The 26812-nt window shown below is 36.2% G+C and carries 28 protein-coding genes and 2 tRNA genes; 18 read left to right on the top strand and 12 right to left on the bottom strand.

All coding sequences use genetic code 11. The annotated features are described in order from the left end of the window. Nucleotides 1–5: 5 nt before the first annotated feature. Complete coding sequence (locus tag LQ227_RS01785) at nucleotides 6–1226, bottom strand: enolase C-terminal domain-like protein (protein ID WP_230143938.1); 1221 nt, start codon at nucleotides 1224–1226, stop codon at nucleotides 6–8. A 14-nt stretch (nucleotides 1227–1240) separates the two neighbouring features. Further along, nucleotides 1241–2005 (bottom strand): SDR family NAD(P)-dependent oxidoreductase, encoded by a 765-nt coding sequence (locus LQ227_RS01780; RefSeq protein WP_230147977.1) that lies wholly within the window; start codon nucleotides 2003–2005, stop codon nucleotides 1241–1243. Between the two features lie 209 nt (nucleotides 2006–2214). Between LQ227_RS01780 and LQ227_RS01775 the strand changes: the two genes are divergently transcribed. The 10 genes from LQ227_RS01775 (at nucleotide 2215) to LQ227_RS01730 (ending at nucleotide 10073) form a co-directional block, all read left to right on the top strand. Then, the gene (locus tag LQ227_RS01775) at nucleotides 2215–3093 is read left to right on the top strand and encodes an AraC family transcriptional regulator (protein ID WP_230143942.1); all 879 of its coding nucleotides are present in this window, start codon (nucleotides 2215–2217) and stop codon (nucleotides 3091–3093) included. A gap of 87 nt (nucleotides 3094–3180) precedes the next feature. Further along, nucleotides 3181–3984: a helical backbone metal receptor gene (locus LQ227_RS01770; protein WP_230147975.1), complete on the top strand. Its 804-nt coding sequence runs from the start codon at nucleotides 3181–3183 to the stop codon at nucleotides 3982–3984. Between the two features lie 76 nt (nucleotides 3985–4060). Next, on the top strand, nucleotides 4061–4363 hold the full coding sequence (locus LQ227_RS01765; protein WP_215128623.1) for a hypothetical protein: 303 nt from the start codon (nucleotides 4061–4063) through the stop codon (nucleotides 4361–4363). Between the two features lie 237 nt (nucleotides 4364–4600). After that, a tRNA-Leu gene (locus tag LQ227_RS01760) sits at nucleotides 4601–4682 on the top strand. A gap of 433 nt (nucleotides 4683–5115) precedes the next feature. After that, nucleotides 5116–5197: transfer RNA gene (locus tag LQ227_RS01755), tRNA-Leu, on the top strand. A 168-nt stretch (nucleotides 5198–5365) separates the two neighbouring features. Further along, a complete protein-coding gene (tig, locus tag LQ227_RS01750) occupies nucleotides 5366–6715 on the top strand; it encodes a trigger factor (protein WP_230143946.1) in 1350 nt (449 codons plus the stop codon). A 53-nt stretch (nucleotides 6716–6768) separates the two neighbouring features. Next, nucleotides 6769–7128: a four helix bundle protein gene (locus tag LQ227_RS01745; RefSeq protein ID WP_230143949.1), complete on the top strand. Its 360-nt coding sequence runs from the start codon at nucleotides 6769–6771 to the stop codon at nucleotides 7126–7128. Nucleotides 7129–7185: 57 nt separating this feature from the next. After that, a complete protein-coding gene (clpP, locus tag LQ227_RS01740) occupies nucleotides 7186–7893 on the top strand; it encodes an ATP-dependent Clp endopeptidase proteolytic subunit ClpP (RefSeq protein WP_057932889.1) in 708 nt (235 codons plus the stop codon). Further along, nucleotides 7847–9115 carry an ATP-dependent Clp protease ATP-binding subunit ClpX gene (gene clpX / locus LQ227_RS01735; RefSeq protein ID WP_371823028.1) on the top strand — a complete coding sequence of 423 codons (1269 nt, stop codon included), beginning with the start codon at nucleotides 7847–7849 and terminating at the stop codon, nucleotides 9113–9115. Before clpP ends, clpX begins: the two co-directional genes overlap by 47 nt. A 94-nt stretch (nucleotides 9116–9209) precedes the next feature. Then, the gene (locus LQ227_RS01730) at nucleotides 9210–10073 is read left to right on the top strand and encodes an AMP nucleosidase (protein WP_230143951.1); all 864 of its coding nucleotides are present in this window, start codon (nucleotides 9210–9212) and stop codon (nucleotides 10071–10073) included. Nucleotides 10074–10165: 92 nt separating this feature from the next. On the opposite strand, the gene LQ227_RS01725 is transcribed toward LQ227_RS01730, so the two are convergent. Both LQ227_RS01725 and LQ227_RS01720 read right to left on the bottom strand, forming a co-directional pair. After that, nucleotides 10166–10825 (bottom strand): ATP-binding cassette domain-containing protein, encoded by a 660-nt coding sequence (locus LQ227_RS01725; RefSeq protein ID WP_230143953.1) that lies wholly within the window; start codon nucleotides 10823–10825, stop codon nucleotides 10166–10168. Between the two features lie 485 nt (nucleotides 10826–11310). Further along, nucleotides 11311–12171, bottom strand: coding sequence for an RNA polymerase sigma factor RpoD/SigA (locus LQ227_RS01720; protein ID WP_010601359.1), 861 nt, complete (start codon nucleotides 12169–12171; stop codon nucleotides 11311–11313). Nucleotides 12172–12595: 424 nt separating this feature from the next. Between LQ227_RS01720 and LQ227_RS01715 the strand changes: the two genes are divergently transcribed. Then, a complete protein-coding gene (locus LQ227_RS01715) occupies nucleotides 12596–12802 on the top strand; it encodes a helix-turn-helix transcriptional regulator (protein ID WP_029277191.1) in 207 nt (68 codons plus the stop codon). A 475-nt stretch (nucleotides 12803–13277) separates the two neighbouring features. Here the strand turns inward: LQ227_RS01715 and sucC are convergent, their stop codons facing one another. The 8 genes from sucC to LQ227_RS01675 form a co-directional block, all read right to left on the bottom strand. Continuing rightward, a complete protein-coding gene (gene sucC / locus LQ227_RS01710; protein ID WP_025142947.1) occupies nucleotides 13278–14477 on the bottom strand; it encodes an ADP-forming succinate--CoA ligase subunit beta in 1200 nt (399 codons plus the stop codon). A gap of 163 nt (nucleotides 14478–14640) precedes the next feature. Further along, a complete protein-coding gene (locus tag LQ227_RS01705) occupies nucleotides 14641–15336 on the bottom strand; it encodes a hypothetical protein (protein WP_230143955.1) in 696 nt (231 codons plus the stop codon). Between the two features lie 114 nt (nucleotides 15337–15450). Next, entirely contained in the window at nucleotides 15451–15759 is a 309-nt protein-coding gene (locus LQ227_RS01700) for a hypothetical protein (RefSeq protein ID WP_230143957.1), read from the bottom strand. A 126-nt stretch (nucleotides 15760–15885) separates the two neighbouring features. Further along, nucleotides 15886–16428 (bottom strand): hypothetical protein, encoded by a 543-nt coding sequence (locus tag LQ227_RS01695; protein ID WP_230143959.1) that lies wholly within the window; start codon nucleotides 16426–16428, stop codon nucleotides 15886–15888. Between the two features lie 11 nt (nucleotides 16429–16439). Then, complete coding sequence (locus tag LQ227_RS01690) at nucleotides 16440–17048, bottom strand: hypothetical protein (protein WP_230143960.1); 609 nt, start codon at nucleotides 17046–17048, stop codon at nucleotides 16440–16442. 12 nt (nucleotides 17049–17060) lie between these two features. Further along, a complete protein-coding gene (locus LQ227_RS01685; protein WP_230143961.1) occupies nucleotides 17061–18629 on the bottom strand; it encodes a DUF4173 domain-containing protein in 1569 nt (522 codons plus the stop codon). Nucleotides 18630–19005: 376 nt separating this feature from the next. Further along, nucleotides 19006–19302, bottom strand: coding sequence for a transcriptional regulator (locus LQ227_RS01680; protein ID WP_029277182.1), 297 nt, complete (start codon nucleotides 19300–19302; stop codon nucleotides 19006–19008). A 2-nt stretch (nucleotides 19303–19304) separates the two neighbouring features. Beyond that, nucleotides 19305–19940, bottom strand: coding sequence for a hypothetical protein (locus LQ227_RS01675; protein ID WP_230143963.1), 636 nt, complete (start codon nucleotides 19938–19940; stop codon nucleotides 19305–19307). A gap of 241 nt (nucleotides 19941–20181) precedes the next feature. Here LQ227_RS01675 and LQ227_RS01670 point away from each other — a divergent pair, with 241 nt between their 5' ends. The 7 genes from LQ227_RS01670 (at nucleotide 20182) to LQ227_RS01640 (ending at nucleotide 26620) form a co-directional block, all read left to right on the top strand. Further along, nucleotides 20182–20832: an ABC transporter ATP-binding protein gene (locus LQ227_RS01670; RefSeq protein ID WP_230143964.1), complete on the top strand. Its 651-nt coding sequence runs from the start codon at nucleotides 20182–20184 to the stop codon at nucleotides 20830–20832. A 73-nt stretch (nucleotides 20833–20905) separates the two neighbouring features. Beyond that, complete coding sequence (locus LQ227_RS01665; RefSeq protein WP_230147973.1) at nucleotides 20906–21385, top strand: hypothetical protein; 480 nt, start codon at nucleotides 20906–20908, stop codon at nucleotides 21383–21385. 1 nt (nucleotide 21386) lies between these two features. Continuing rightward, nucleotides 21387–21995, top strand: coding sequence for an HAD family hydrolase (locus LQ227_RS01660; protein ID WP_230143967.1), 609 nt, complete (start codon nucleotides 21387–21389; stop codon nucleotides 21993–21995). A gap of 2 nt (nucleotides 21996–21997) precedes the next feature. Next, the gene (locus LQ227_RS01655; RefSeq protein ID WP_230143968.1) at nucleotides 21998–23485 is read left to right on the top strand and encodes a S41 family peptidase; all 1488 of its coding nucleotides are present in this window, start codon (nucleotides 21998–22000) and stop codon (nucleotides 23483–23485) included. Nucleotides 23486–23631: 146 nt separating this feature from the next. Continuing rightward, nucleotides 23632–23898, top strand: a complete 267-nt coding sequence (locus LQ227_RS01650) for a hypothetical protein (protein WP_029277171.1) — start codon at nucleotides 23632–23634, stop codon at nucleotides 23896–23898. Between the two features lie 51 nt (nucleotides 23899–23949). Beyond that, nucleotides 23950–25044: a DNA-processing protein DprA gene (gene dprA / locus LQ227_RS01645; RefSeq protein WP_230143970.1), complete on the top strand. Its 1095-nt coding sequence runs from the start codon at nucleotides 23950–23952 to the stop codon at nucleotides 25042–25044. Nucleotides 25045–25258: 214 nt separating this feature from the next. Beyond that, entirely contained in the window at nucleotides 25259–26620 is a 1362-nt protein-coding gene (locus LQ227_RS01640; RefSeq protein ID WP_029277167.1) for a pyridoxal-phosphate dependent enzyme, read from the top strand. The last annotated feature ends 192 nt before the right edge of the window (nucleotides 26621–26812 follow it).

The following is a 26812-nucleotide window of genomic DNA, read 5'->3' as shown; positions in this document are numbered from 1 at the left end:
TTGGGTTATTTTAAATCACAGCTGCTTCCCGCTTCTTGTGGAGTGATGTAAACTCCGTTTTCAATTTTAATCGGATTTTTAAAGTGTTGTTTTAAATGGGGAATATGTTCCAAAAATAAAGCTTCGTGGCCCATGGCAATATGATTAAACAGTACCAGATGCTGATGTAACTGCCCCATGTCGCCAACATGTGGTACAACCGGCACGCCAAATTTTTTGCACAATAAACTAATTGTAATGAATTCGCTAACGCCGCCTACACGTACTGCATCTACCTGCGCAAAACCCGTACAGCCACTTTGTAAATAGTTCTTAAAAATGATACGGTTGGGTACATGTTCTCCCAAAGCCAATTTAACAGGTGCTATCTCTCTGGCCAAAGTCTGGTGTGCCAGTACATCATCCGGGTGTGTAGGTTCTTCTACCCAGAAAGGATTCATATTTTTAAGCTCATTACATATTGAAATGGCTTGCGGTAGGGTCCATTGCTGGTTGGCATCTAACATTACTTTTGAGGTTTCGCCAGCAACTTCACGTACAATGTTTGCCCTTCTGATATCACGCTTCGGATCGGCAGATCCTACTTTAAGCTTCATTGCTGTAAAACCATTGGCAATAGCTTTTTTGCAGTTTTCGCGCACCTTTTCATCATCGTAATTAAACCAGCCTACAGAAGTATCGTATCCTGGATAACCGATATCAAGAATAGCTTTCCTCGATTTTTTGAAATCGGTTTGGCTTTGCAGCATGGCAATCGCTTCTTCTTTGGTGAGTACATCTTCCAGATAGGAGAGATCGAGCGTATTCACAATTTCTTCCGGACTTAAATCGATTAATAGTTTCCAAAGTGGTACGCCACGTTTTTTTGCCCATAAATCGTAACAGGCATTGGTTACAGAAGCTAATCCTAAATGTACAACACCTTTATGTGGCCCTAACCACCTAAATTGCTGTTCATTTGATAACGTGCGAAAAGTCTGTCCAAAATCGCTCATCAGTTCTTCAATATCTTTTCCCTTTAAGGTATTAGCATAAAACTGAGCGGCATTGCAGACTAAATCGTTACCAGCACCCAGGGTAAAGGCTAAGCCTGTTCCTGTTACGCCGTTTTCGTTGGTTAAATTGGTAACTGCATAAGAGTATTGAGGATCTTTATGTATAGCATCGCTGCCGGCTCCGGTTGATAGTTCAAATCGTTTGTCGCTAATTTCTATTTTGTTTATCATGTTAATAATCTGGATTATATGATGGTTCTGTATCCTAGTTCGGCTCCACCGCTTACCGGTAAAATAGTTCCTGTTATAAATCTGGCAGCATCGCTGAGTAAGAATAAGCAAGCATCTGCAATTACATCACCAGCTGGCATGTTACCCAGTGGTTGAAGTTTATCTAAGTAATGTTGTATTTCTTCTTTGTTGGGCTGTTCTTTGCTCCATGATTGCAGGGTTGGAGTATTAATCGCTGCGGGCGAAACGGCATTAACGCGAATTTTGTATGGCGCATAATCTAAAGCCATTGCTTTTGTTAAGGCATTAATTGCACCCTTTGTAGCTACATAGGCAGCATGACTATCTTGCCCTATGGTGCCTACCATCGAACTGGTATTTAAAATACAGCCCTTTGTTTTTTTAAGATGCTCGATGCCATGGCGGGTGGTATATAAAATGCTTTTTAGGTTAACATTCATCAACAAATCCCACTCAGCATCTGTAGTCTGATCGAGCGTTTTTGAAGGATGCGCAATCCCTGCATTGTTATGTATAGCATCTATAACACCAAACTTTTCGATGATCGTTTTAAAAGCATCTTTTACATCATTTTCGTTAACTAGATTGCAGGTTATGGCTATTTTTTGCGTGGTTTCGAATTCATTGAGCTTATTTTCGGCTATTGGGTTTTTATCAAGAATGCAAACAGTAGCACCAGCTTTTGAATAAGCCTTTGCACATTCCCAGCCAATACCATCGGCACCTCCTGTTAGTACAATAATTTTATGATGAAGCATGTTAGTTATTTGGTTAGCATTTGTAATAGCTAATTTATTAAGGAAAAAAGAGATTAACTGAGGTATAATTCGCTAATAGTGATGTTATATTAGCTGTTTTATTTAAATTATTTGTATTAATTGGTAATTTAAGATGTAAATGGTAAATTGGTTTTTTCATACCCAAATAGCCATCATAACTGAATGGTAAAGAAGATAGTCTATATCAAATGAAACCGATTTTTGCCAAAATACTCGATGGAAAAGTAAATGATGTTTACGGCATAAAGATTGTAAACGCGCCTTACTTTTCTACCGAATTCCATTTTCACGAAGAATGCCAGCTCACCTATAATGTTGAGAGTGAAGGGCGCCGCATGATCGGTGATAGTATTGAAGATTTTAATAACGAAGACATGATTTTTGTAGGCGCTAATTTGCCTCATGTATGGCACAATAGCCAGCAATATTTTAGCGATTTGACACCAAATATCCATGCACATTCAATTTCGCTTTTTCTCCATCCCGAAAAAATACTGGATATTTTTCATGAGCCAGAGCATATCCAGAAGCTTAAAAATTTTTTCCAACTGGCTAAACGTGGGATGAAATTCAACTTTTCGGCCAGAAAGGAAATAAAACCTTTGTTGTTAAAAATTGCTCAGGCAACAGAAGAAATAACCCGTTTAATTGGGGTGCTAGAAATTTTAAACCTGCTTTGTCAAAATAAAGATTATGTGTTACTGGCGAGTCCGGGCTATACCAATAACTATCAGTTAAAAGATAATGATAGGATGGACAAAATTTTGAAATATGTTTTTGATAATTTTAATAAAGAGATCTTGTTGGTAGATGCTGCCGAGATGACCAATATGAATAAACAGGCTTTTTGCAGGTATTTTAAGAACCGTACACAGAAAACTTTTGTCACTTTTGTTAATGAAGTAAGAATTGGGCATGCCTGTAAATTAATTGCCGAAAGTGATCACCAGATAAGTGAAATGGCTTATATATGTGGTTTTAACAGTCTTTCTAATTTTAACAAATTTTTTAAGCTCGCAAAAGGCGTTACCCCAAAAGAATATAAAAAAATGTTGATTGCAGATTGATGAGGTAAAAAATTACTGAATGAAGAATGTTCTTTTAAAAGACCTCCTTTAAACAGACTAATCTTTACTAAATCCTATATTTGCAACATGCAAAAGTCCTTTATCGATCAAATGGGCAGGGAAATTTCCATCAATTTTCCACCTAAGCGGATTGTTTCTGTTGTACCCTCACAAACAGAATTGTTATTTGATTTGGGATTGGATAAGGAAATTATCGGATTGACCAAATTTTGCATCCATCCGATAGAAAAGTTTGCAGAAAGAATCAAGGTTGGTGGAACAAAAAAGCTTAACATCGATTTAATCAAAGATTTAAAACCTGATTTGATTATTGGCAACAAAGAAGAAAATACGCAAAGTGATATAGAAGAGCTCGCAGCAGGTTTTCCGGTTTGGATGAGCGATATTTTCACTTTGGATGACGCGATGAAAACCATTGGACAGATAGGGGAGCTTGTAGATCGTGAGCCAGAAGCTAGTTACCTTAACCATTTAATTTCTGCCGGATTTAATGATCTGAAAACACTTGCACTTCAACAGCATATTGATAAAAAGGTTGCCTATCTCATTTGGCGCAAGCCCTACATGGCTGCTGGAAAAAATACCTTTATTGATGATATTCTGCTGGTTAATGGTATGACGAATGTGATTACGCAAGAACGTTATCCATCGGTTACACTAGAGGAACTGAAAACTTTAAATTGCGAACTGATCCTACTGTCGTCCGAGCCTTATCCTTTTGGAGAAAAACACATTGAAGAGATTCAGGCGGCCATTCCTGAAGCAAAAATTATACTGGTAGACGGAGAAATGTTTAGCTGGTATGGAAGCAGATTGGTTAAAGCCGTGCAATACTTTTTTGAGTTTCAGAAGCAAATTATTAGCTTTTAAAGGCAAATTTTCATAATTTGTAGCAGACCGTTAAGTTATCCCGTTATCATACCATTACAATAAAAATCATAATCCGATGAAAAAAGTATTAATACTATCCCTGTTCGTAGCCGTAATTTCCAGTTGCAGTTCAATGAAAAACGGAGGAAACTCAACTACAGTTACTGCAAGTGGAACAATTGAAAAATTAGGCATGACTACGTTTCAGTACGGGACACATTTATTAAAAGCCGACAATAAAACTTACGCCTTAAAAAGTGCAAGTATAAATCTAGATACCTATTTAGATAAGAAGGTTACTATAAAAGGGAAAAAGGTTTCTGGCTATCCATTAGAAGGCGGACCTGAATTTATCGATGTAACGCTAGTGAAATTTTGATACCTATCTGGTTACGATAATGGCGTCATCTCCGAATCCTAAAGCTTCACCCATGGTTCATTAACTTTCTGATGCATTAAGATTGCCAGTTAAGCTGGCAATGACGGAAAGTGCTAAGGGGACTGCAAAGATGTACGCACGACCATTGAAATTAAATTTTGTTTCTTCATAAAGTATTGCAAAGATTTGATTATTCAATTTAGTTTCTATCTTTGCAATCCTTAAAACATCCTATCTGCGGAAGTGGCGTAATTGGTAGCCGCACCAGACTTAGGATCTGGCGCTTCACGGCGTGGGGGTTCGAGTCCCTTCTTCCGCACAACAAGATCAACCGTTCCGATTTAAACATCAGAGCGGTTTTTTTATGTTTCCGCAGGAACGTTTGATATTTTAACCATTGATAGTTCACCTATCCTTGCCACCTAAACCCGATGGGAGCGGCACGCAGTAAAGCGTACAGCGGGATTGCATTACCCTAAACGCTACCGAACCTGCTTTCCAAAGAAATAAAGGCTTAATTTATTATGATAAACAAACGCCATGTTTTATTGCAGCAATAACGCTGTTTCAAGTTACAAGTCTCATGGTCTCTATCACGACAAATCATTGCGAAAGTCTCTGTTATTAAAATTTTTCTCCTTAAAAATTAAAGAGTTAGCGGTTTTTGATCGAAATAATCAATAAAATATTGCCGATGCCTTTTGATTATTCAATCTTGTTTCTATCTTTGCAGTCCTTACAACATCCTAACTGCGGAAGTGGCGTAATTGGTAGCCGCACCAGACTTAGGATCTGGCGCTTCACGGCGTGGGGGTTCGAGTCCCTTCTTCCGCACAACAAGATAAAGGCCGTTCCGATTTAAAAATCGGAACGGTTTTGTTTTTAAAAACATTGATTAATAAAAATTGATGTGCTGTGCCGGTTGTGGCGATATATGGTTTTTCTCAAATCTCATATCTCATATCTCCCGTCTAAAGCACATCTTACTATATCTCAGAAAAAATGAATATTACACAGGAAAAAACCGGCAACTTAAATGCTGTTGTAAAAATCAAAATCGCACCTGCTGATTACACTGGAAAAGTAGAGAAAGCCATTAAAGATCAAGCTAAAAAAGCACAATTACCTGGTTTCCGTAAAGGAATGGTTCCTGCTGCCCACATTAAAAAAATGTATGGCAAAAGTATCTTGGTAGAAGAGGTTAACAACTTGTTAAACGATACTTTATCTAACTATATCGCGGAGCAAAAATTAGAAATTTTAGGTCAGCCACTTCCTAAAATGGATGATGAACGCGAATTTAAATGGGATAATACAGATGATTTCGAATTTGATTATGAGTTAGGTTTAGCACCTGCTTTTGATGTAAATCTTTCATCTAAAGATAAATTTACCGAATACGTAATTAAAGCTGATAAAGAAACTTTAGAAAGCCGTATCAAAAATATCCGTCGTAGCTATGGTAAAATGACTAATCCTGAGGTTTCTGCTGATGATGATGTACTTTACACTGAATTAACTCAGGTAGCTGCAGATGGTACTGCTGTTGAAGGTGGTATCACCAGTACTGCAACTGTTCGTTTAGATCAGATTAAAGATAAAAAAATCCTTAAATCGTTAATCGGTTTAAAGAAAGATGATGAAGTAACCATCGATATCCAAAAAGCATTAGAAGATGCTGCGGTAATCGCTAAAGCTTTAAATATTTCGGAAGAAGAGGCTGCTGAGTTAAAAGCAAACTTTAAACTTCATGTTAAAAACGTTAACCGCTTAGAAGAGTCAGACTTAAACCAAGAGTTTTTTGATAAATTATTTGGTGAAGGTACTGTAACTGACGAAGCTGGTTTCAGAGCAAAAATTACTGAAGAAGTAGAAGGTATGTTTAAACAAGATGCTGAGCGTAAATTATCTAACGATATTTATGAAGCACTTTTAACTAAACACAATTTCGAATTGCCGGATGAATTTTTACGTCGCTGGTTAAAGGCTACAAACGAAAAATTAACCGACGAGGAGTTGGCAGAAGGTTATGATGATTTCGCTAAAAACCTTAAGTGGACTTTAATCGAAAACAAAATCATCAAAGATAACAGTATCGAAATTAAATATGAGGATGTAGTTCAGGCAGCTAAAGCTAAATTAGATGCACAGTTTAGAATGTACAGTCCAAGCCCACTTCCTGAGGATCAATTGGCTCAATATGCCGTTCAGTTTTTACAGGAAAAAGAAAATGCAAACCGTGTTTTCGAAGAGGTAAAAGCATTAAAAACTTTCGAACAAATCAAATCTGTAGTTACTTTGGAGCAAAAAGATATTGATTACGATAAGTTTATTGCGCTGGATAAAAAGTAAGGCGTTTGGCGTGAGGCGCTTTGAAAATGACTGTGCTATTCCTATATTTAGTTATGGCTCAATTTAAATTTCAATCGCTCGAAGTTTGGCAGTTGTCAATCGCAATAACTGATAAATTACTTGATATAGCTGACCGATTGTCAGTTGATAAAAAATACAGATTTGCAGAGCAGCTCAATGGGGCTGCTCTTAGCATATCTAATAATATTGCCGAAGGCTCAGGCTCGGTTTCCAATAAGGAATTCGCTCATTATCTGAATATTGCGCACCGTTCTGCATTTGAGAATGCAAATATTTTAGTAGTTTTAGAAAGAAGAAAATATATTTCTGACATAGAACTGAATGATTATCTAGAAGAATTAGATAAATTGGCACGGAAATTAACCAACTTCAGGAAATATTTATTAAAATAACTCGCGTATTTGGTTTAGGCTTAACCCGCTTATCGCAAAACGCCAAACTCTATAAACATGAACATAGATTCACAAGAATTCAGAAAATTTGCCGTTAAACATCAGGGGATTGGCGGTTTACATGTAGATAAATTTATTGCTCAGGCCAATCTGAACCCTAAGAGCATGACACCATATATCATTGAAGAACGCCAGTTGAATGTAGCGCAAATGGATGTTTTTTCTAGGTTAATGATGGACCGTATTATCTTTTTAGGTGATGCGATTTACGATCAGAATGCCAATATCATTCAGGCTCAGTTGTTGTTTTTGCAATCAACAGATGCCGATAGAGATATTCAGATCTACATTAACTCGCCAGGTGGCTCGGTTTACGCAGGTTTAGGTATTTATGATACCATGCAATATATACAACCAGATGTAGCTACAATCTGTACGGGTATGGCCGCATCAATGGGGGCAGTTTTATTGGTGGCAGGCGCAAAAGGAAAACGTGCTGCATTACCTCACTCAAGAGTAATGATTCACCAACCATCAGGAGGTGCACAAGGTGTAGCATCTGATATGGAGATCAACCTGAGAGAGATGTTGAAATTGAAAAAAGAATTATACGATATTATTTCAGAGCACTCTGGGCAAACATATGATTGGGTAGAGAAAGCTTCAGATCGTGATTACTGGATGACAGCTGACGAGGCAAAAGGATTTGGTATGGTTGATGAAGTGTTATCGAGAAACGCAAAAAAAGATGGCGAAACAAAATAAAGAATCCCGTTGTTCATTCTGCCATTCTGGCAAGCATGAAACGTTAATGTTGATTGAAGGCATGGATGCGTTTATTTGCGATAAATGTGTAACCCAGGCCAATCAATTGCTTGCGCAAGAATTAGGGACCAAAGGGACAAAAAATATTCAAGAGGCGATAAATTTATTAAAGCCTCTTGAAATTAAACAACATCTTGATCAGTATGTTATTGGTCAGGATGATGCTAAAAAGGTATTATCCGTTGCCGTTTACAATCACTACAAACGTTTAAATCAAAAAGTTGATAAAGACGAGATTGAGATCGAAAAATCAAATATCATGTTGGTGGGCGAAACCGGTACAGGTAAAACCCTTTTGGCCAAAACCATTGCGAAAATTTTGCATGTGCCATTCTGTATCTGCGATGCAACTGTTTTAACTGAAGCAGGTTATGTAGGTGAAGATGTTGAAAGTATTTTAACGCGCTTGCTTCAAGCTGCCGATTATGATGTAACAGCTGCTGAACGTGGTATCGTTTACATTGATGAGGTTGATAAAGTAGCGCGTAAAAGTGATAACCCATCCATTACACGTGATGTATCGGGAGAAGGTGTTCAACAGGCTTTATTGAAAATTTTAGAAGGTACGGTTGTAAACGTTCCACCTCAGGGCGGACGTAAGCACCCGGATCAGAAAATGATTCCGGTAAACACGAATAACATTCTATTTATCTGTGGCGGGGCATTTGATGGTATTGAACGTAAAATTGCCAACCGTTTACGCACACAGGCTGTAGGTTATAAAGTAAAGAAAGATGAGACAGTTTTAGATCTTAAAAATCTTTATAAGTATATTACACCTCAGGATTTGAAATCTTTTGGATTAATTCCGGAATTAATTGGTCGTATACCAGTTCTTTCTCACTTAAACCCATTGGATAAAGAATCTTTAAGAAACATTTTAACTGCACCTAAAAATTCATTGATCAAGCAGTATGTGAAGCTTTTTGCTTATGAAGACGTAAAGCTTGTTTTTGATGAAGATGTTTTAAATTTTATTGTAGATAAAGCAATGGAATATAAATTGGGTGCACGTGGGTTAAGATCGATCTGTGAAGCGATTATGTTGGATGCGATGTTTGATACACCAACACAGACGGATGTCAAGGAATTGCACATCAATCTCGATTACGCGATAGAGAAATTTGAAAAGGCCGACTTTAAAAAGTTGCAGGCCGCTTAAAAATTCAATCCTCTCGCGAAAGCGGGGGGATTTTTTTTTAATACAATATTTGTTAACGCTAAGCGCCAAGCGCTATGCTCAAAACTAAAAGAATATGAACGAAGAAAAAGACGTAAAAAAAGACGATGAAATAGTAGAGAAATCGAAAAAAGTAAAAGAAGTAGAAACACCTGTTAAATCGGGATTAAAATCGAAAGATGAAATTGTTAAAAATTGGTTGCCACGTTATACTGGCAGACCCTTAGATCAATTTGGTGATTATATTCTGCTGACTAATTTCAGTAAGTACGTAACCATGTTTTCCGAATGGAACGATAATGCACCGGTTATGGGGTTAGATAAACCGATGCAAAGTGTTACCGCAAATGGCATTACGATTATCAATTTTGGTATGGGAAGCCCCTTGGCCGCAACCATGATGGATTTATTGACGGCCATTAAACCTAAAGCTGTTTTGTTTTTAGGTAAATGTGGTGGTTTAAAGAAGAAGAACCAATTAGGCGATTTAATTTTGCCTATTGCCGCGATCAGGGGTGAAGGTACATCGAATGATTACCTGCCGGCAGAAGTACCTGCATTGCCAGCATTCGCCTTGCAGAAAGCGATTTCTACAACCATACGCGATCATGGCAGAGATTATTGGACCGGAACCTGTTATACCACCAACCGGAGGGTTTGGGAGCACGATAAAGAGTTTAAAAAATACTTGAAAACTTTAAGGGCTATGGCAGTAGATATGGAAACAGCTACGATTTTTACTACGGCTTTTGCCAATAAAATCCCAGCAGGCGCGTTACTATTAGTTTCCGATCAACCGATGATACCAGAAGGTGTTAAAACTGCCGAAAGCGACAGTACTGTAACTGAGAAATATGTAGAAACGCACTTAAGAATTGGTATTGACTCGTTGAAACAGTTAATCAATAACGGGTTGACGGTAAAACATTTGTTATTTTAATGTGTAATAATTAAGCAGACCACAAAGACTCAAAGCACACCAAGATAATTTAATCCTTGTGTCCTTCGTGTCTTAGTGGTAAATCGCTATGCTTATGCTATACGTCCCGGCAAGTAGCCGTATAATATCAAATCAGCTTCATTCTGGATGGTGTAATTGCACCTGTTATGCAGCAGTACAATCCGGTCAGAAATAGCTAAAATGGATTTATAGTAATGATCTGTAATGATGAAACCTTTATATGCTTTTGCACTATCAATGTGGTTCTTTAGCTCATCTACCCACAATGGTGATAATTGAGAAAAAGGCTCATCAAGCAATACATATTCGGCATTGCTATAAATCATCAAGAGGCATTCTAAAAAACGGCGTTCTCCACCAGATAAGTTGTAAAATTTTGAGTTTAAATGATTTTTGACAAATTCGACCTGATGAAGTTCGGCTCCATGTTTTTTACAAAAGATATCAATGGCCTGCGAAACATTAATCTGGTCTGGAATGAAATTATCCTGTGGTAAATAAGAAAGGTTTTTAGATAAGTAACCTTTAGTATAAACCCTATTATTTATATTGAGGTATTTAAAGTTGGCTTTTACACTTCCAAAAATAATTTTTAACAAGGTCGATTTACCCGACCCATTTCTACCTAATAAGCCAACCACTTCACCAACTTCGCAGTTTATATAAACGCTGCTTAATACTTCCCGATCTGCAAAAGATTGGTTAACACTGTCGATAAAAAGTCTTTGCATATAGATGAAATGATTAAGATTCCGATAAAAACAATTAAATCATATAAAATCAGGTTTGTCATGATTTTTCTGAAGCCTATACCCTGATTTTTGAAAAAGTATGTAGTAGATTGATAAAACATGAAATATATAGCAACAGAAAATAGCCAGCCGATAAGTTTGATGAATAGGGCAAAGGAATAGATTCCTGGCTCCTTAAAGCCATTTAAAATGAAAAATACCGATGTGAGCAAGCTGACCAGTACATTCCATAAAAAAATGGGTTTGTATATAGTTAAAGATTTTTTGAGTAGACCAATCGACATGACTTAAAGATATAAAATCATAACGATAAACTTAGTTATAACTAAACAAAAAAGATTGCCAATGTGTAATCGTCATTTCGACCGTAGCGTTCCAAAGGAACTCCTTCAGAGGGAAAATCTAATAACAAAAAAAAGATCGGCTAATAGCCGATCTTTTTTTGTTTATATGAACTTAGTCTCTTATCCTAAATAAGATTTTAAGATTTTACTTCTTGAGGTATGACGTAAACGCTGTAACGCTTTATCCTTAATCTGACGAACACGTTCGCGGGTTAAATTAAATTTCTCTCCAATTTCTTCTAAAGAAAGGGGATGGTTAGAACCTAAGCCGAAGAATAAAACGATAATTTCTCTTTCTCTTTCAGTTAAAGTAGATAAAGAACGTTTAATTTCTTCTGATAAAGATTCATTAATCAATGAGCTATCTGTATTTGGTTCGTGGTTTTCCAATACATCTAATAATGTATTTTCTTCACCTTGAACAAATGGAGCATCCATTGATACGTGGCGGCCCGAATTACTAAGTGTGTCCGAAATTTTATCCACTGTAGTTTCTAAAATATCGGCAAGTTCTTCAGGAGAAGGCTCACGTTCGTATTCTTGCTCTAATTTAGAGAAAGCTTTACTGATTTTGCTTAATGAACCTACCTGGTTTAAAGGTAAACGTACAATACGGCTTTGCTCGGCAATTGCCTGCAAAATAGATTGACGAATCCACCAAACAGCATAAGAAATGAATTTGAAACCTTTAGTCTCATCAAAACGTTTTGCCGCTTTAATTAAACCTAAGTTACCTTCATTGATTAAATCGCCTAAGGTTAGGCCTTGATTCTGATATTGTTTTGCAACAGATACAACGAAACGCAAGTTGGTCTTAGTCAATCGCTCTAATGCAGCCTGATCGCCCTCACGAATCTTCCTTGCTAAAATTACTTCCTCTTCTGCTGTTATTAAATCTACTTTGCCAATTTCGTGTAGGTATTTATCTAATGACTGACTTTCACGGTTGGTAATGGATTGCGTTATCTTGAGTTGTCTCATTTATACGAATTGTGTGCTCTTTAATTATTGAGTGTGCAAAGTTACGAAATTGTATAGCAATCCGAAAGGATAAAATGCTGAAAATGTTACTGTTTGCACAAGTTTTTTACAGTTTTACTTATAGCAAAAACCATTCCAAACAAAATTCTGACATTGTCTGTCTGAATAACTGCATAATAATTGTGTTGCGAGTATTATTTGTTGTAAATCAATAAATATATTTTGATTTGTAATAATTTATTATGTATGTTTGTACTATAAATGATTGAATAAATATGACGTTTCTTAATTTTTCAACTATTTAAAGCAAATAATAAAAGTCATTATTATTGGGTGTTTTTAATCATGTAGTTTTTGTCAGGTTATACAAGTTGTAAATAGAGAATAGAAATTCAACAAGAAAACGATTTAACGATATAAGCCCATGCCCATAATTGTAAATTTAGATGTAATGTTAGCCAGGCGTAAAATGTCGTTAACCGAATTAAGTGAACGGGTAGGGATAACGATGTCTAATTTATCGATACTCAAAACAGGTAAAGCAAAGGCTGTCCGTTTGGAAACGTTAGAAGCGATTTGTAAAGCTTTAGATTGCCAGCCAGGTGATATTTTAGAATTCCGCGTAGATTAACATACAAAGTCTAGAAGGGGTCGAGCGCAGGAAAGACTTTGTAAGTTTAGCGATAGGTTTTTTGCCGGAGTACGGCGGACCCATGTTAAATAAACCTGATAGAACGAAAATACTTTTTGACTGTAGTGCCCATAAATTTTGTAGCCATGCTGAGGTACGAAGCATCTGCACCCGATTAAACAGATGCTTCGTGCCTCAGCATAACAGTTGTTGTTTAAAAAGATTGATTGATAGCAGGCTTCCGAAACTGAAATGTGCAGAGCTTGCTTTCCAAGAAAAATATTGACCACCTAAGACACCTTAGTACATTTAAGTCGATTGCTATCGAATTGCTGGTAATGATAGGTTAGAGAGCACCCCGTCCTGCGGACAGCCCTCTAAAAGCGGGGAATAAAAAAAAACCTTCCAGTTTTCACTGAAAGGTTTGTAAATTATGATTAATGCTTTAAGCTTTAGTCTTTTTGCTTTAAGCTTATTAAGCTTGTTCAGCCAATACTTTAGTAACTAAATCTGCAGCTTCTTTTAAAGCGATTGCTGAGTAAACCTGAAGGCCAGACTCATCAATTAATTTTTTAGCTTCTTCGGCATTTGTGCCTTGTAAACGGCAGATAATTGGCACTGGAATGTTGCCGATTTCTTTATAAGCATCGATTACACCTTGCGCAACACGGTCGCAACGAACAATACCGCCAAAAATGTTGATCAAAATTGCTTTAACGTTAGGGTCTTTTAAAATGATGTTGAAAGCTGCTTTAACTGTTTGTGCATTAGCAGTTCCGCCAACGTCTAAGAAGTTAGCAGGCTCACCACCGGCCAATTTAATAATATCCATGGTAGCCATGGCTAAACCAGCACCGTTAACCATACAACCTACGTTACCATCAAGGTTAACGAAGTTTAGGTTAGAAGCACTTGCTTCAACTTCCATTGGATCTTCTTCCGTAACGTCGCGCATTGCTGCATAATCAGGATGACGGAATAAAGCGTTTTCATCCAGATTCACTTTAGCATCAACTGCAATTACTTTATCATCAGAAGTTTTTAATACCGGGTTGATTTCGAACATTGAAGAATCGGTAGCTTCGTAAGCTTTGTATAAAGCGGTTACAAATTTAACCATTTCTTTATGTGCAGCACCACTAACGCCTAAGTTAAAAGCTACTTTACGGGCTTGGAAGCCTTGTAAGCCAACTTTAGGGTCGATTTCTTCTTTGAAAATTAAGTGCGGCGTGTGCTCGGCAACTTCTTCGATATCCATACCACCTTCCGTACTGTACATGATGATGTTACGGCCTTTTGCACGGTCTAACAATACCGAAATGTAGAATTCTTTGGTTTCAGAAGCACCCGGATAATAAACATCCTGAGCAACTAAAATTTTACTCACTAATTTACCTTCAGGACCGGTTTGAGGAGTCACCAACTGCATACCAATAATATCGGTTGCACGTTGTTTAACTTCTTCAAGGTTTTTGGCTAATTTAACACCACCACCTTTACCGCGGCCACCTGCGTGGATTTGCGCTTTAATTACAACCCAGTCAGAATTGTAATCTATTTTCAGTTGCTTAGCAGCCTCAACAGCTTGCTCAGGAGTATCGGCAACTATTCCTTCTTGAACGTTAACACCGAAACTTTTTAATATTTGTTTACCCTGGTATTCGTGAATATTCATTTGCTACAAAATTTGCCCAAAGCTACAATTTCAAACCCTTTAAACAAATAGCAATTGCTGATTTTTTCAGAAAATGAACGTTTTATGTTAATCTGGAAAAGTGATGTGGTACACAAGCTGATTATTGGGCCTTAACCTCAATAAAGAAGCAGATGTAGCTATTCTACAATACTTTTTTTGCTAAATTTTTAATTTCATCTTTGAAGTTCTTGTCGAAGACAGTTTTTAAAGCCCCTGTTTTTAAGTTGTATGTAAAATATTCAACCTCATCCTTATCATCAAATTCTTTATCTCCATTAGTATCCTTTATCAAATCCATTAATATTAAATCATGTTTGTCGTCTATTTTCCAGCTACTTACATCATAGTTGTTTGGAGATATCCGGATAAATGATTTTCCCTCCAGGTTGGAGAGGTAAAGTTTACTAGGATCTTTGTCTGTTAGCTTTTTATTGCCATCATAGTCAGAATCGGTAATGTTATAGTAGATAAACTGATCGGATAAAGTATTTTGATTATTTGGACTATGTTCTGAATGACCAATATTGAAGGAATTGATAATAATTTTTTCTTTAGTCAATAATTCGCTTTTACCTGAAATAACGTTGTGAAAGATGAGGTTCCAATGATTGGAATTCACGTCTCTTTTATAACTATCGTAATCGCCATCATTTAATCTTAATGGGTATAGCAGAATATCTGTTTTACCAATGATAATTGGAGAATCATATTGTATTTTAGGCTGACTTTTCGTTTGAATGTTACTTGTTTCATCCGTAGAAATGGTTTTAATTTCCTCAGTGCAGGATGATGCCAGTATGGTAAAACTTAATAAAGTTATTGAGCTAATTTTTTTCATTGTCGTTAATTTTGATTTAAGGTGAGTATAGCCAATAAAAGTGCTTATTGGCTTAAGATCAACCATATTAGGTCGTACTTGGAAATGGCATTATACATTTGTTTTAAAAATGTGCTAACTTCCTGCAATTGGCGACCCAAAAATTCCAACAGCCATTTCTGCCCAGATTAAAAACAATGCAATTAAAATTACAATTAGGACTATGGTTCTGCTGGTGCCTGTTTTCATGTTTCTAATTACAAGTTCAATGGCTAAACCTGTACTAAGCAATAATATTCCAGCGGCAACAAAATCCCTTAAGTCCCACTGTACCTCATTTGTAAATTGCATGGCTATTAAAGGAATAGCCAGTATTGATGCTATTACGCTTAAAATAATGATGATTCTTAGTTTGCCTGAATTTAATGTTTCTTGATTTTTCATGATTTTTATATTTATAATGTGTTTTAATTAGTCTACTTAGTTTGATTCCTTTGCTTCCCGATGCAAAACAGCACCAGGAAGACTAAATCCAACAAAAGTTTAGCAAAGGAGAGAGGTTAATTATTGTTATGAGTTAACAAAATAAATAAGGATGCTTTTCCGGTCGTTTAAAAAACCGATGTAGCAATTTTGGCCTACATAATTTGTTTTGTGCTGTTTGATCATTATAATATTTTTTATCTGTTCTTTGTCTAAAATATCGTTCAATGTATCTGAATAAATAAAGTCTGCATTGTAAAATGATTTATCATTAGAAATTTTTTCATACAACCTCTTATAATCACCAACCGATAGTTCCATCAATGATGCAGAACAATAATCACCATGTAAATCGGGGTAACTAGCAGACTTTTTAACAATTTTGGCGGATGCAGGAGCAGCGATTCCAATTACAGTTTTATATTCTTCCGTATAGAAAGAATCTTCTGGATAAAAAGCCGTGAAGGCTGAATAAAATATCCACAACTGTAAAATACTTAATGAAATGATTAAAGTATATTTTAATCCCTTTACCAATTTCCTTTTTAATATTATGCAAATAAAAATTATTGGAAGTAGAGAAATGAAAAAGATTAATAAAACCGCCATTATTAATAAGAAATAATTCATAATTTATTCGTTTAATTTTCAAAATAACCTTCAAAGCATTGTTGCCCAATAGCCCCACCGCCAAATTCTAGTGCAACTTTTTTATTATACAAAATGTGTGTACAACCATCACTATATTCTTTTTTCAGGCTATCCGTCATTGGTTTATCGAAAAGATTATAGAAATACATACCCATGCCGCTTCTTTGATAACCAATTGTAAAGGGCTCTTTATTCTCTACAGAAATGCAGTTAGCATAGTCTAATTTCTTTTTTACAGTTGCCAATGTTTCCTTTGTCCAATGCAATACACGCAGCAGAGAGTCCGTTTTTTTTGAATTAATATTAATATCCCAGTTTCTCGAATCTCCATTTTTGTCAGAAAGGTGAAAAATGAACAATGAATTATTGCTTTCAAACTCTAATGTTACTGACTTGCCAACTGGGATTATGGATTTCATATATTTTTGTAATTTATTAATCTCTTTACTTTTAATTTTGTAATTTTCTATTAAATCCTTCTTGCTGTAGCTTTGGTCGAATGATGACACAAAAGTTATGAACCCCCAAACCACATAGCTAATAAAGATCAGTGCTCCAATACCTACAGAAATAAGCCCCCACTTCAAAATTTTATTCACGTTATACTTGATCTAATTTTTATTATCTCCAAAATATTCTGCTGTATTCCAATCCTGCAGGTTCCATGATAGCCAGCTTACGCTTTCGTAACGTTCTTTAAAATAGCCAATACGTCTGTCCAACTGGTCTCTATAAAAGTCTGCTGTTTGGGGCTTGGCAATTTCTCTTCCGTTTAGATCTTTAGAAGGAGTATAATCCAGTTTTGATCTGTTTTTATATAAAATGGGCAGGGTCTTGTCTGATAATGATAGTAGGTAATCGGCATCGATACCAACCTTATCACTTTGTGCTAAATTGTATTTCACAATAAAAACATCCCAGTTTATTAGACTAAAAGCCAATAATAGGGCAAACCAGATGTTACCATTTACTTTGAAAAGGTAGAATATAGTTTTTTGTTTCGCTACTTTAAAATAAACCGTTGCCAAACCGATGATGCAAAGTGTAGCGAAGACCAAAACACCGATTCTTTTATGGGTTAAACCGTGGAATTCGATATAATAACCATCGCGGATAAATACAGAAATAATCAGGATGAAATTTTGAACCATCCAGGTAAAGGCAAGCGCCCTTAATGTTTTGCTTTTACGATAAAAATTTAGGTTTCCCCTGAAAAAGTAAAGGATTACCGCCATGGCCATTACAATACTAAAGATTAGTGTATTGGTGCCCTGGTGTAGCTCTCCAGAGAAATTTCCTGAAGGTTTATAACCGAACCAAAGCGTGGTAATATCGATGGCATTTAATAACAACAATAGGACGTTAAGGGCAACAAACGAAATTATGCCTACAATGTATTCGGTTTTTAAAGCCATTTTCCGTGTTAAGAGATTACCGCTAAATGTTTCTACAATGTGGTACCAAATCGTTTTTTGACCTGATGTTCTTCTGATCCTTACTAATTGTTCCTTGCATGTCAGTTCTGCTTTTTCTAAAGTTTTATCAAAAAAAGTGAGTAATAAACCTCCTGTTAAGGCTAATCCAAAGCAGAAGTGTATGATACGTTCGATACTTAAATCTTTGAAAAAGAAATGGAGGATATCTTCAAAAAATTGACCGATGTTAGTTAATACACTTTCGGCATAATGTGCAAAAACATTATTCGCTGCAGAATACAAACACGTAAAAAAGATTACGGCAATAACAGGTATAAAAATGTACTTGATCAATTTAAAAAAAGGTTTCAGGTTAAAATTGCCTATGCTTATTTTACTTAAATGTTTTACTGCATTAAAAGGAACCGTGATCATTTGTAAGATACTGGCAAGAAAAGCGGCAAAAATAGTTCTGATCTGCTGGTTATGACTAAAACCGATAAATAACAGCAAACTGATGTAATAAGTGGCAACGGATAAATCAGAATTATTAACCACCACCAGTACTGCGGCCAAAAGATGTGCTAAGCCGTAAATTTTTAGTTTGGTACTTTTAACTACATCTGGATTAATAAAGGTGATAGCCAGTAAATAAATGCTATAAATAAGCAGATTGAGCGCTAATCTTTCCTGCCAGAAGAGAAAAGTAAACAGTAGGCCACCCAGCAGAACAGAGAGTGATAAGAGGTTGGATCTATTTTTCATTTTGTTTAAGGTTTAAGAATTGAAATAACTTATAATAAGTATGTAGATAATGACTAAGGGAATATTTAATAGCATGCAGATGATGGTAGCGACAGTGTTCCTCCAGGAAGTTTGATCACAAATGAGCTCAATTAGAACTATAGCTAACACAAAGAGATTTACAATTGCAGCACCAAGCGTAAAAACAGCTCCTACTATCATGAGAAAAAAAGAGTCTGATATTAAGTTTGCTATTAGAATTAACGTGCCGATAAGTGCAGAATAGTAAGCCAGCCTTTTGCCTAAGTAATTCATTTGAGGTTCTAATATTTCTTCCATTTTTTTTGCGATTTAAAAGTGCTTTGAATTTCAAAGTGAATAGTTAAAAAAAAATGACTTATAGTTTTTTGATCATTTTTTCAAGTGCATCTAAATGTGCTTTAAAAGCCTGTTTGCCCAAAGCCGTAATAGCGTAGGTGGTACTGGTTTTTCTGCCGATAAAACCCTTGTGTACCTTGATAAATTCTGCCTGCTCTAAAGTATTCAGGTGTGAGGCCAGGTTTCCATCTGTTAATTCGAGCATTTGTTTCAGGTCGTTAAAGCCAATTTCATCGTTTACCACCAGAATAGACATTACGCCCAACCTGATCCGGCTATCGAATATTTTATTTAAATCTGCTATCGGGTTTTTCATCCTTACTGACCTCTCTCATATTTAAAATACATTAAAAGACCATAAACAATGTGCAATACACCAAAGCCAAAAGCCCAAAAAATTAAGCCATAACCTACGTAAAACATGCAGATCAGACCAAGTATTACCTCGCAAAGCCCCAGGTAGCGAATGTCGCTGTAAGTATATTTACTGGCATTAATAAGCGCCAAACCATAAAAAATTAAACAGCTTGGTGCAACAATAGCATAAGTATTCGGATGGTTAATCAATAAAGCAATAATAAACAAACCTCCGGCAACCAATGGGACAAATAAATTAATTAAAAGTGATTTAGAGGTTTTATCCCAGATTGGAAGATTGTTTTTCTGACTTTTTCTATAGGTAAATAAAACTCCTCCAGCCAGCGCAATCACCAAAACAAAAATACCAAGTTTTATTAAGTTAAACTCCAGGTCCATTTCTCCATCAACGCCATAACCGTAACCGCGTTTGCCGATGAATTTGTTAATTTCATCGTTTGCAAAATAAGCCCCAATTAAAGCGATAACGCCTGCAAAAACACCAGATAAACCGCTTAAAGAAATAAATCTCGACGACCTGTCCATCATTTGTCTTATATCTTTTAAGGTATTTAATTGTTCTTCCTGAGTGCTCATTTTAAAAGTGCTTTGTTTTTCAAAGTTAAATAAGAAATTGATATTTCCAAAATTATTTTTTTTCCTTCGGGATGATTACACGGATTTAGGGATTACACAGATTTTAAAGTTCCGGTGTTAGGCATTTAGTCTTTGTGCTTTAGTCTTTGTGCTTTAGTCTTATGCTTTGGTCTTTAGTCTTTAGTCTTTAGTCTTTTTGCTTTAGTCTTTACGCTTTAACCTTTTTTATTAAATTTGAAGCATGCTAAAAGCCACGGGAATAAGAAAATCGTACGGAAATCTACAAATTTTAAAAGGCGTAAATTTTGAAGTGCAAAAAGGGGAGATTGTAAGTATTATTGGGCCATCTGGTGCAGGTAAAAGTACTTTATTGCATATTTTAGGAACATTGGATAAACCTGATGCCGGGTCTGTAGAACTAAAGGGTACTGTTGTTAATAGATTGAACGGCGATCTGCTGAGTACTTTCCGCAATCAGAATATCGGTTTTGTATTTCAGTTTCATCATTTGTTGCCAGAATTTAGTGCCATTGAAAATATTTGCATTCCGGCATTTATTGCCAAAACCAATAAAAAACAGGCCGAAAGCAGGGCATTTGAACTGTTAGATCTGTTTGGACTAAAAGACAGGGCCCAGCATAAGCCCAATCAGCTGTCTGGCGGTGAGCAGCAGCGTGTAGCCATTGCAAGAGCGCTGATCAATAATCCTTCAATTATATTGGCTGATGAACCATCAGGGAATTTAGACTCCGAAAATGCAGCCGGATTACACCAGTTGTTTGTAAGTTTGCGCGATAATTTCCATCAAACTTTTGTAATTGTTACGCACAATGAACACCTTGCAAAAACCAGCGACCGTGTAGTGAGTATGAAGGACGGTTTAATCGTATAAGATCATATCATTCGCTAATTCTATCATTCTTTCATTCAATTATTAACTAACTTATTCATTCAATCATTATACTTTGAAAATACTGATAACAGGAGGGAACAATGCTAAGGCTTTGAAGCTGATGAAAGCGTTTCCCAGTCATTTTGTTTTACTTGCCGATTATGGTGATGTACCGGGGATTGTAACTGAAAATTATGCCTTTTCATCGTTAGGTGTATTAAATAAAGACAGTATCGCTCATATTCTATTAAATTTTTGTATCACTGAGGCCATAGATTGTATTATCCCTTTGCACCATTATGAGCTTGAGCCATTGGCTAAATCTGCTGTACTTTTTGGCGAGTATGGAATCCAGGTACTATTGCCTGATGCAGCTATAATTGCCGACTATCTGGCAGAAGAAAAGCTCCCTTATCAAAATTTTGCAGTGTTTATTCACGGCGATCAGATTTTTTCAACCGGGGAGGCTTCTCTACCTGCAAATGTATCTCCCAAATTAAATGGAGTATTTGGTTATAATGATGCCAATGATTTAAAACTTTTTACAATTTAACATGGATGCATATCAATACGTTAAGGACAAGCAGATCGTAATTTTTGAATTGGACGATGTGCTATTTCCAGAGAAGGATTATTTGCTACAGGTTTATTATCTGTTTGCGCAGTTTATAGAATATACCGAGCAAAAAAGTGCGCAGCCTATTATTGAATTTATGCGTGCAACATACGAAAATAATGGTACTCAAAAACTTTTTGAGAAAACAGCAGATCAGTTTGCCATTGATATGAAGTACAAGCATAATTTTGATCTTCTACATCAGAATGCCCGTTTACCTTTAAAACTTTTGCTTTATAAAAATGTGCTGGAGTTTATGCAGGAACTTGTGGTAGACCGCAAACAAATATTTATTGTAACTGCCGGCAACCCTGAGCAACAACTTAATAAAATTAAGCAAACAGAGTGGAATGGACTAGAGCAATATCTTACAGTATATTTTGTTGAGGAGCTAGGTTTAACTAAAGTGGAAATTTTTCAGAACATACTAAACAGCAACAATTTATCGCCTAACCAGGCGTTAGTTGTTGGTGCAAATAAATTTGATGAGCAACAATCTAAATTAATTAATTTGCCGTATATTGTGTCACTAGAAATTTACAAGTAAATATGCTTAGAAAATTTATTTCGCAAAATACATTTTTGTGTGCTTTGCTTATTGTGGTTGGATTTACAGTATCATGTAAAAAATCGAATAATAATCCTGATGGGGAAGGTGCACCGCAAGGCACTCCAGGGACCCGGGCAGAATTAACCAAAGATTCTATTTATCTGTATGCACAGCAAACTTATTTGTGGAATGTGGGGATGCCAAGTTACTCATCTTTTAATCCAAGACAGTATGGTTCAAATGAGGCAGTTTTGGCGGCAATAAAAGCTTTGCCAAGCACAGGGGGGAAAGATAAATATTCTTTTATTGATGACGGTAGTGTAGCCACCCAACTTGGTGGGGCGGGTGAAGATTATGGCTTTTCTGCAAATTTTGATGTTACCGATTTATTAAGGGTAAAGTATGTTTATCCGGGTTCTCCTGCTGATGTGCAGGGATTAAAACGGGGATACCAGATTACTAAGGTTAATGGTGGCGGAACTTCCAGGTCAAGCAGTACTGATATAGCTAATTTAAATGCCTCAATATTTGGCAACAATCCATCCATTTCGCTAACGGTTTTAAAACCCGATAATACTACACAAGATATTGTGATTAACCGTGGTAAATATGATATAAAACCTATTTTATTTAGCAATACTTATACAGTTGGTGCCAAAAAAGTTGGGTATATTGTATTTAATAGCTTTACTACCAATGCAGTAGATGCATTGGACGCTGCTTTTTCCAAATTTTCAACTGACGGGGTAACCGAGCTTGTTGTAGATTTAAGGTATAACGGTGGCGGTTCGGTGGCTACTTCCGAAGCATTTACCAACCTTATTGCACCTGTATCTCAAAATGGGAAAATAATGTACACTACTTATTTTAATAAAACGATGCAAGATGCACAGGCGAGAATTCTTGAAAATCAAAAATTCTACTATACCTTGCCTAACGGAAAAACAGAACTTATAAGTGCTTTTGATTATAGCTTTAAACCTACAATTGCAGCAGGGAACCAAGAAGTTTTTAAAAAAAGAGGCGCTCTTGCCGTTACAAGAGTTTATTTCATTGTAACAGGTGGTACGGCGTCTGCTAGCGAACTTTTAATCAATAATTTAAAGCCTGTTATGGATGTTAAATTAATTGGTAAAACTACATATGGGAAACCTGTAGGCTTTTTCTCTTTAAGAATTGATAAAAACGACTTATACATCCCCCAATTCCAAACCAAAAACCAATTAGATCAAGGTGATTATTTTTCAGGGATGACCGTTGATAAGGATGTAACAGATGATTTAACTAAGGATTTTGGAAATCCAGCTGAAAAGATGTTGGCCCAGGCTTTATATTATTCTGGGAACAACACCTTCATGGCTTTGGCTAAAGATAATACATTAAGCAGCACTTCAGGAGCAACAAAGGTTCAGATAGCTGCCGCAAATGAAAAGCTTGATCATGAATTTAAAGGTATGGTTGAAACTAGAAAGCTGAAATTTAAGTAATTAGCTTTAAAATTTACTAAAAAGGCCAGTTTTGTATTTCAAATCTGGCCTTTTTTATGTGATTATTGCTTTATTTGAGAAAATATTGTTGTTTTTTTTATAAAAAATTGATAAGCTTGTTTAACATTAATCGTTAAAGAGATACCATGCCAATAGAAATTGTAGAAAAGGAACATATCAGTTATTTAAACATCATCAATGCAAAAGAAGATCATACTACAGAATTAAAAACAAAACTTGATGAAGCACAACGGCTGGGGAATGAGTTTAAATCAAAAGCCGTCATTACTTTTAATACTACCATTGGGCCAAAACGCGTTGATACTACAGTTTGGGCTGTTACAGAAAAATACATCCAGCTAAAGAATAATATTCATATTCCGTTAAAAAGTTTAATCGATATTGATTTTTAAGCTTGCTTTAAGGAAATAAATCATCCCGCATTTATTTAACCTTATCAGATCATGAGCATGCTCCATAAAATTGCCTTAACTTTTATTAAATCTATAGGCCCGGTAACGGCCAAAAATCTTCTTGCCTATTGTGGAAGCGCTGAAAATGTGTTTTCTGCGAACAAAAAGCAGCTTTTGCAGATTCCGGGTGTTGGAGAGAAAACAATTGAAGCCATTCGTAGTACCGATGCTTTGGTAAGGGCCAGGCAAGAATTAGATTTTATTGAAAAACATGGAATAGAAGTATTGTTTTTCGCTGATGAAAAATACCCTAAAAGGTTAAAGAATTGCATCGATTCGCCAATATTGCTTTATGCCAAAGGCACAGTTGATTTTAACCATCAGCGCATCATCAGTATCGTTGGAACCCGTAATGCAACAAGCTATGGAAAAAACCTCTGTAAAGAATTGTGCGAAGTTTTAGCACCGTACAATGTTTTGATAGTGAGTGGCTTGGCCTATGGTATCGATATAACGGCCCATAAAGAATGCTTGGTAAATAATATTCCTACCGTTGGTGTGCTTGGTCATGGCTTAGATCGATTGTATCCAAAAATTCATAAAACGATTGCTCAAAAAATGGTTTTGAATGGAAGCCTGCTCACCGAATTCCCGATCCTAACCAATCCGGATCGGCCTAATTTTCCACAAAGGAACCGGATTATTGCAGGGATTGCAGATGCTACCATTGTAGTTGAAGCATCAATAAAGGGAGGTGCCCTAATTACCGCAGAAATCGCAAATTCTTACAATAAAGATGTATATGCTTTTCCGGGTAGAACAAATGATGTTTTTTCGGAAGGCTGTAATTTCCTGATTAAAACCAATAGGGCCGGATTAATAAATAATGCTCATGATCTGATTTATTACCTGGGTTGGGATGATGAGGTGAGAGAAAAGAAAAACGAAGCGCAAACCATGCTACACCTTAGCCTTACCCCTAATGAACAGCGGGTCGTAGATGCATTACAAAGCGGCCAACTTAGTATAGATGAGCTTTGCATTCAATTGAATATTCAGCAAAGTAAACTGGCAATTGTAATCCTTACATTAGAGATGCAGGGGATTATTGTTTCGCTACCAGGCAAGATTTACAAGTTGGTGTAGTGAGAACTAGATTTTAGATTTCTCCATTCCGTTTCACTACAGTCGAAATGACGAACCTACTTTCGGAATTGCGTTTTGCCCAATAATCAATCTATAATGCCCATCATAATTATAGATTATGAAATTAAATTCTTTTAATTTGTTGTTTTCGAAATTATGTTTCAAATAAAATATAGTTTGTAAAATACTTAATGCCTTTGCTTAATTTTGTAACATGTGGTACAATAATATTTTAGAAACCATTGGCAACACGCCATTGGTAAAATTAAATACGATAACAAAAGGAGTTCCGGGAACAATTCTGGCGAAAATAGAGACTACTAATCCAGGCAACTCAATTAAAGACCGCATGGCGGTTAAAATGATTGAAGATGCCGAGAAAAGTGGTAAATTAAAACCAGGTGGAACAATTATAGAAGGAACATCCGGAAATACAGGTATGGGCCTGGCTATGGCAGCCATTATTAAAGGTTATAAATGTATTTTTACCACTACAGATAAGCAATCAAAAGAAAAAGTTGATGCTTTACGAGCCTTTGGTGCCGAAGTAATCGTTTGTCCTACAAATGTTGAGCCTGAAGATCCCCGTTCTTATTATTCTGTTTCTTCGCGTTTAGAACGCGAGGTTCCAAATTCATGGAAACCTAATCAGTATGATAACTTAGCCAACTCACAGGCGCATTATGAGCAAACTGGTCCCGAGATATGGGAGCAGACGGAAGGAAAAATTACACACTTAGTGGTTGGTGTGGGTACCGGTGGAACCATTTCTGGAACAGGAAAATATCTGAAAGAAAAGAATCCGAATATTAAAGTCTGGGGAATCGATACCTATGGCTCAGTTTTCAAGAAATACAAAGAAACAGGCATATTTGATAAGGATGAAATTTATCCTTACATCACAGAAGGTATTGGCGAAGATTTCCTTCCGGCAAATGTAAATTTCGATGTAATCGACCTATTTGAAAAAGTTACAGATAAAGACGCTGCTTTAATGACACGCGATATTGCGCGTAAAGAAGGCATTTTCGTGGGTAACTCTGCCGGTGCTGCCATTGGCGGATTAATACAGCTAAAAGATAAACTTAAGCCAGAAGATGTTGTTGTCGTTATTTTTCACGATCACGGTAGCCGCTACATGGGCAAAATGTATAATGAAGATTGGTTACGTGAACGCGGATTTTTACAGGATGAAAAATTAACCGCTAAATCCATTCTGGCTAAAAAAGAAAGCACAGAGATTGTAACACTTGATGCACAAAAATCGGTACTTGAGGCCATCAATACCATTAAATCGATGAATATCTCTCAAATTCCGGTAACGCAACAAGGAATGATTGTAGGTAAAATTGCAGAGAGTGATATTTTAAGTGCATTACTTGAAAATCCAGGTTTAAAATCGGCGCCGATTTCAGAAATTATGACGGCTACTTTCCCATTTGTTGATTTGAACACCTCGATTGATAAAATATCTTCATTGATCAATAAAGAAAACTCAGCCGTATTGGTAGAAGATGAATCTGGAAAGATCGAAATTATCACACAATACGATATTATTAACGCAATATCAGGGTAAGGGTGTTTAAATTCCTGCGATCGTCCTCCTGAACTTGTTTCAGGATCTATATGGCATGGAAGATGCTGATCCAGATGCAATCTCCTTGTCGTCATCCCTGAATTTATTTCTGGGTCTTGAATGATTAATAGATGCTGAAATAAATTCAGCATGACGATTCGTATTAATATTAACGCAAAACGTCCGGGTAAT

It is taken from the genome of Pedobacter sp. Bi27, assembly GCF_918698255.1.
In the GTDB taxonomy this organism is placed as follows: Bacteria; Bacteroidota; Bacteroidia; order Sphingobacteriales; family Sphingobacteriaceae; genus Pedobacter.
Note: the sequence above shows the minus strand (reverse complement) of the source record. Positions and strands in the feature narration are given on the sequence as shown.

Bases quoted from the DNA above. Each gene is read 5' to 3' on its own strand.
- LQ227_RS01725 (WP_230143953.1), bottom strand. From the start codon at position 10,825: ATGCAAAGACTTTTTATCGACAGTGTTAACCAATCTTTTGCAGATCGG.
- LQ227_RS01685 (WP_230143961.1), bottom strand. From the start codon at position 18,629: ATGAAAAATAGATCCAACCTCTTATCACTCTCTGTTCTGCTGGGTGGC.
- LQ227_RS01660 (WP_230143967.1), top strand. From the start codon at position 21,387: ATGGATGCATATCAATACGTTAAGGACAAGCAGATCGTAATTTTTGAA.
- LQ227_RS01670 (WP_230143964.1), top strand. From the start codon at position 20,182: ATGCTAAAAGCCACGGGAATAAGAAAATCGTACGGAAATCTACAAATT.
- LQ227_RS01720 (WP_010601359.1), bottom strand. From the start codon at position 12,171: ATGAGACAACTCAAGATAACGCAATCCATTACCAACCGTGAAAGTCAG.
- LQ227_RS01785 (WP_230143938.1), bottom strand. From the start codon at position 1,226: ATGATAAACAAAATAGAAATTAGCGACAAACGATTTGAACTATCAACC.
- LQ227_RS01775 (WP_230143942.1), top strand. From the start codon at position 2,215: ATGAAACCGATTTTTGCCAAAATACTCGATGGAAAAGTAAATGATGTT.
- LQ227_RS01745 (WP_230143949.1), top strand. From the start codon at position 6,769: ATGGCTCAATTTAAATTTCAATCGCTCGAAGTTTGGCAGTTGTCAATC.
- LQ227_RS01770 (WP_230147975.1), top strand. From the start codon at position 3,181: ATGCAAAAGTCCTTTATCGATCAAATGGGCAGGGAAATTTCCATCAAT.
- tig (WP_230143946.1), top strand. From the start codon at position 5,366: ATGAATATTACACAGGAAAAAACCGGCAACTTAAATGCTGTTGTAAAA.
- LQ227_RS01655 (WP_230143968.1), top strand. From the start codon at position 21,998: ATGCTTAGAAAATTTATTTCGCAAAATACATTTTTGTGTGCTTTGCTT.
- sucC (WP_025142947.1), bottom strand. From the start codon at position 14,477: ATGAATATTCACGAATACCAGGGTAAACAAATATTAAAAAGTTTCGGT.
- LQ227_RS01730 (WP_230143951.1), top strand. From the start codon at position 9,210: ATGAACGAAGAAAAAGACGTAAAAAAAGACGATGAAATAGTAGAGAAA.
- LQ227_RS01680 (WP_029277182.1), bottom strand. From the start codon at position 19,302: ATGAAAAACCCGATAGCAGATTTAAATAAAATATTCGATAGCCGGATC.
- LQ227_RS01700 (WP_230143957.1), bottom strand. From the start codon at position 15,759: ATGAAAAATCAAGAAACATTAAATTCAGGCAAACTAAGAATCATCATT.
- LQ227_RS01715 (WP_029277191.1), top strand. From the start codon at position 12,596: ATGCCCATAATTGTAAATTTAGATGTAATGTTAGCCAGGCGTAAAATG.
- LQ227_RS01675 (WP_230143963.1), bottom strand. From the start codon at position 19,940: ATGAGCACTCAGGAAGAACAATTAAATACCTTAAAAGATATAAGACAA.
- dprA (WP_230143970.1), top strand. From the start codon at position 23,950: ATGAGCATGCTCCATAAAATTGCCTTAACTTTTATTAAATCTATAGGC.
- LQ227_RS01695 (WP_230143959.1), bottom strand. From the start codon at position 16,428: ATGAATTATTTCTTATTAATAATGGCGGTTTTATTAATCTTTTTCATT.
- LQ227_RS01765 (WP_215128623.1), top strand. From the start codon at position 4,061: ATGAAAAAAGTATTAATACTATCCCTGTTCGTAGCCGTAATTTCCAGT.
- LQ227_RS01780 (WP_230147977.1), bottom strand. From the start codon at position 2,005: ATGCTTCATCATAAAATTATTGTACTAACAGGAGGTGCCGATGGTATT.
- clpX (WP_371823028.1), top strand. From the start codon at position 7,847: ATGAAGTGTTATCGAGAAACGCAAAAAAAGATGGCGAAACAAAATAAA.
- LQ227_RS01705 (WP_230143955.1), bottom strand. From the start codon at position 15,336: ATGAAAAAAATTAGCTCAATAACTTTATTAAGTTTTACCATACTGGCA.
- LQ227_RS01640 (WP_029277167.1), top strand. From the start codon at position 25,259: ATGTGGTACAATAATATTTTAGAAACCATTGGCAACACGCCATTGGTA.
- clpP (WP_057932889.1), top strand. From the start codon at position 7,186: ATGAACATAGATTCACAAGAATTCAGAAAATTTGCCGTTAAACATCAG.
- LQ227_RS01650 (WP_029277171.1), top strand. From the start codon at position 23,632: ATGCCAATAGAAATTGTAGAAAAGGAACATATCAGTTATTTAAACATC.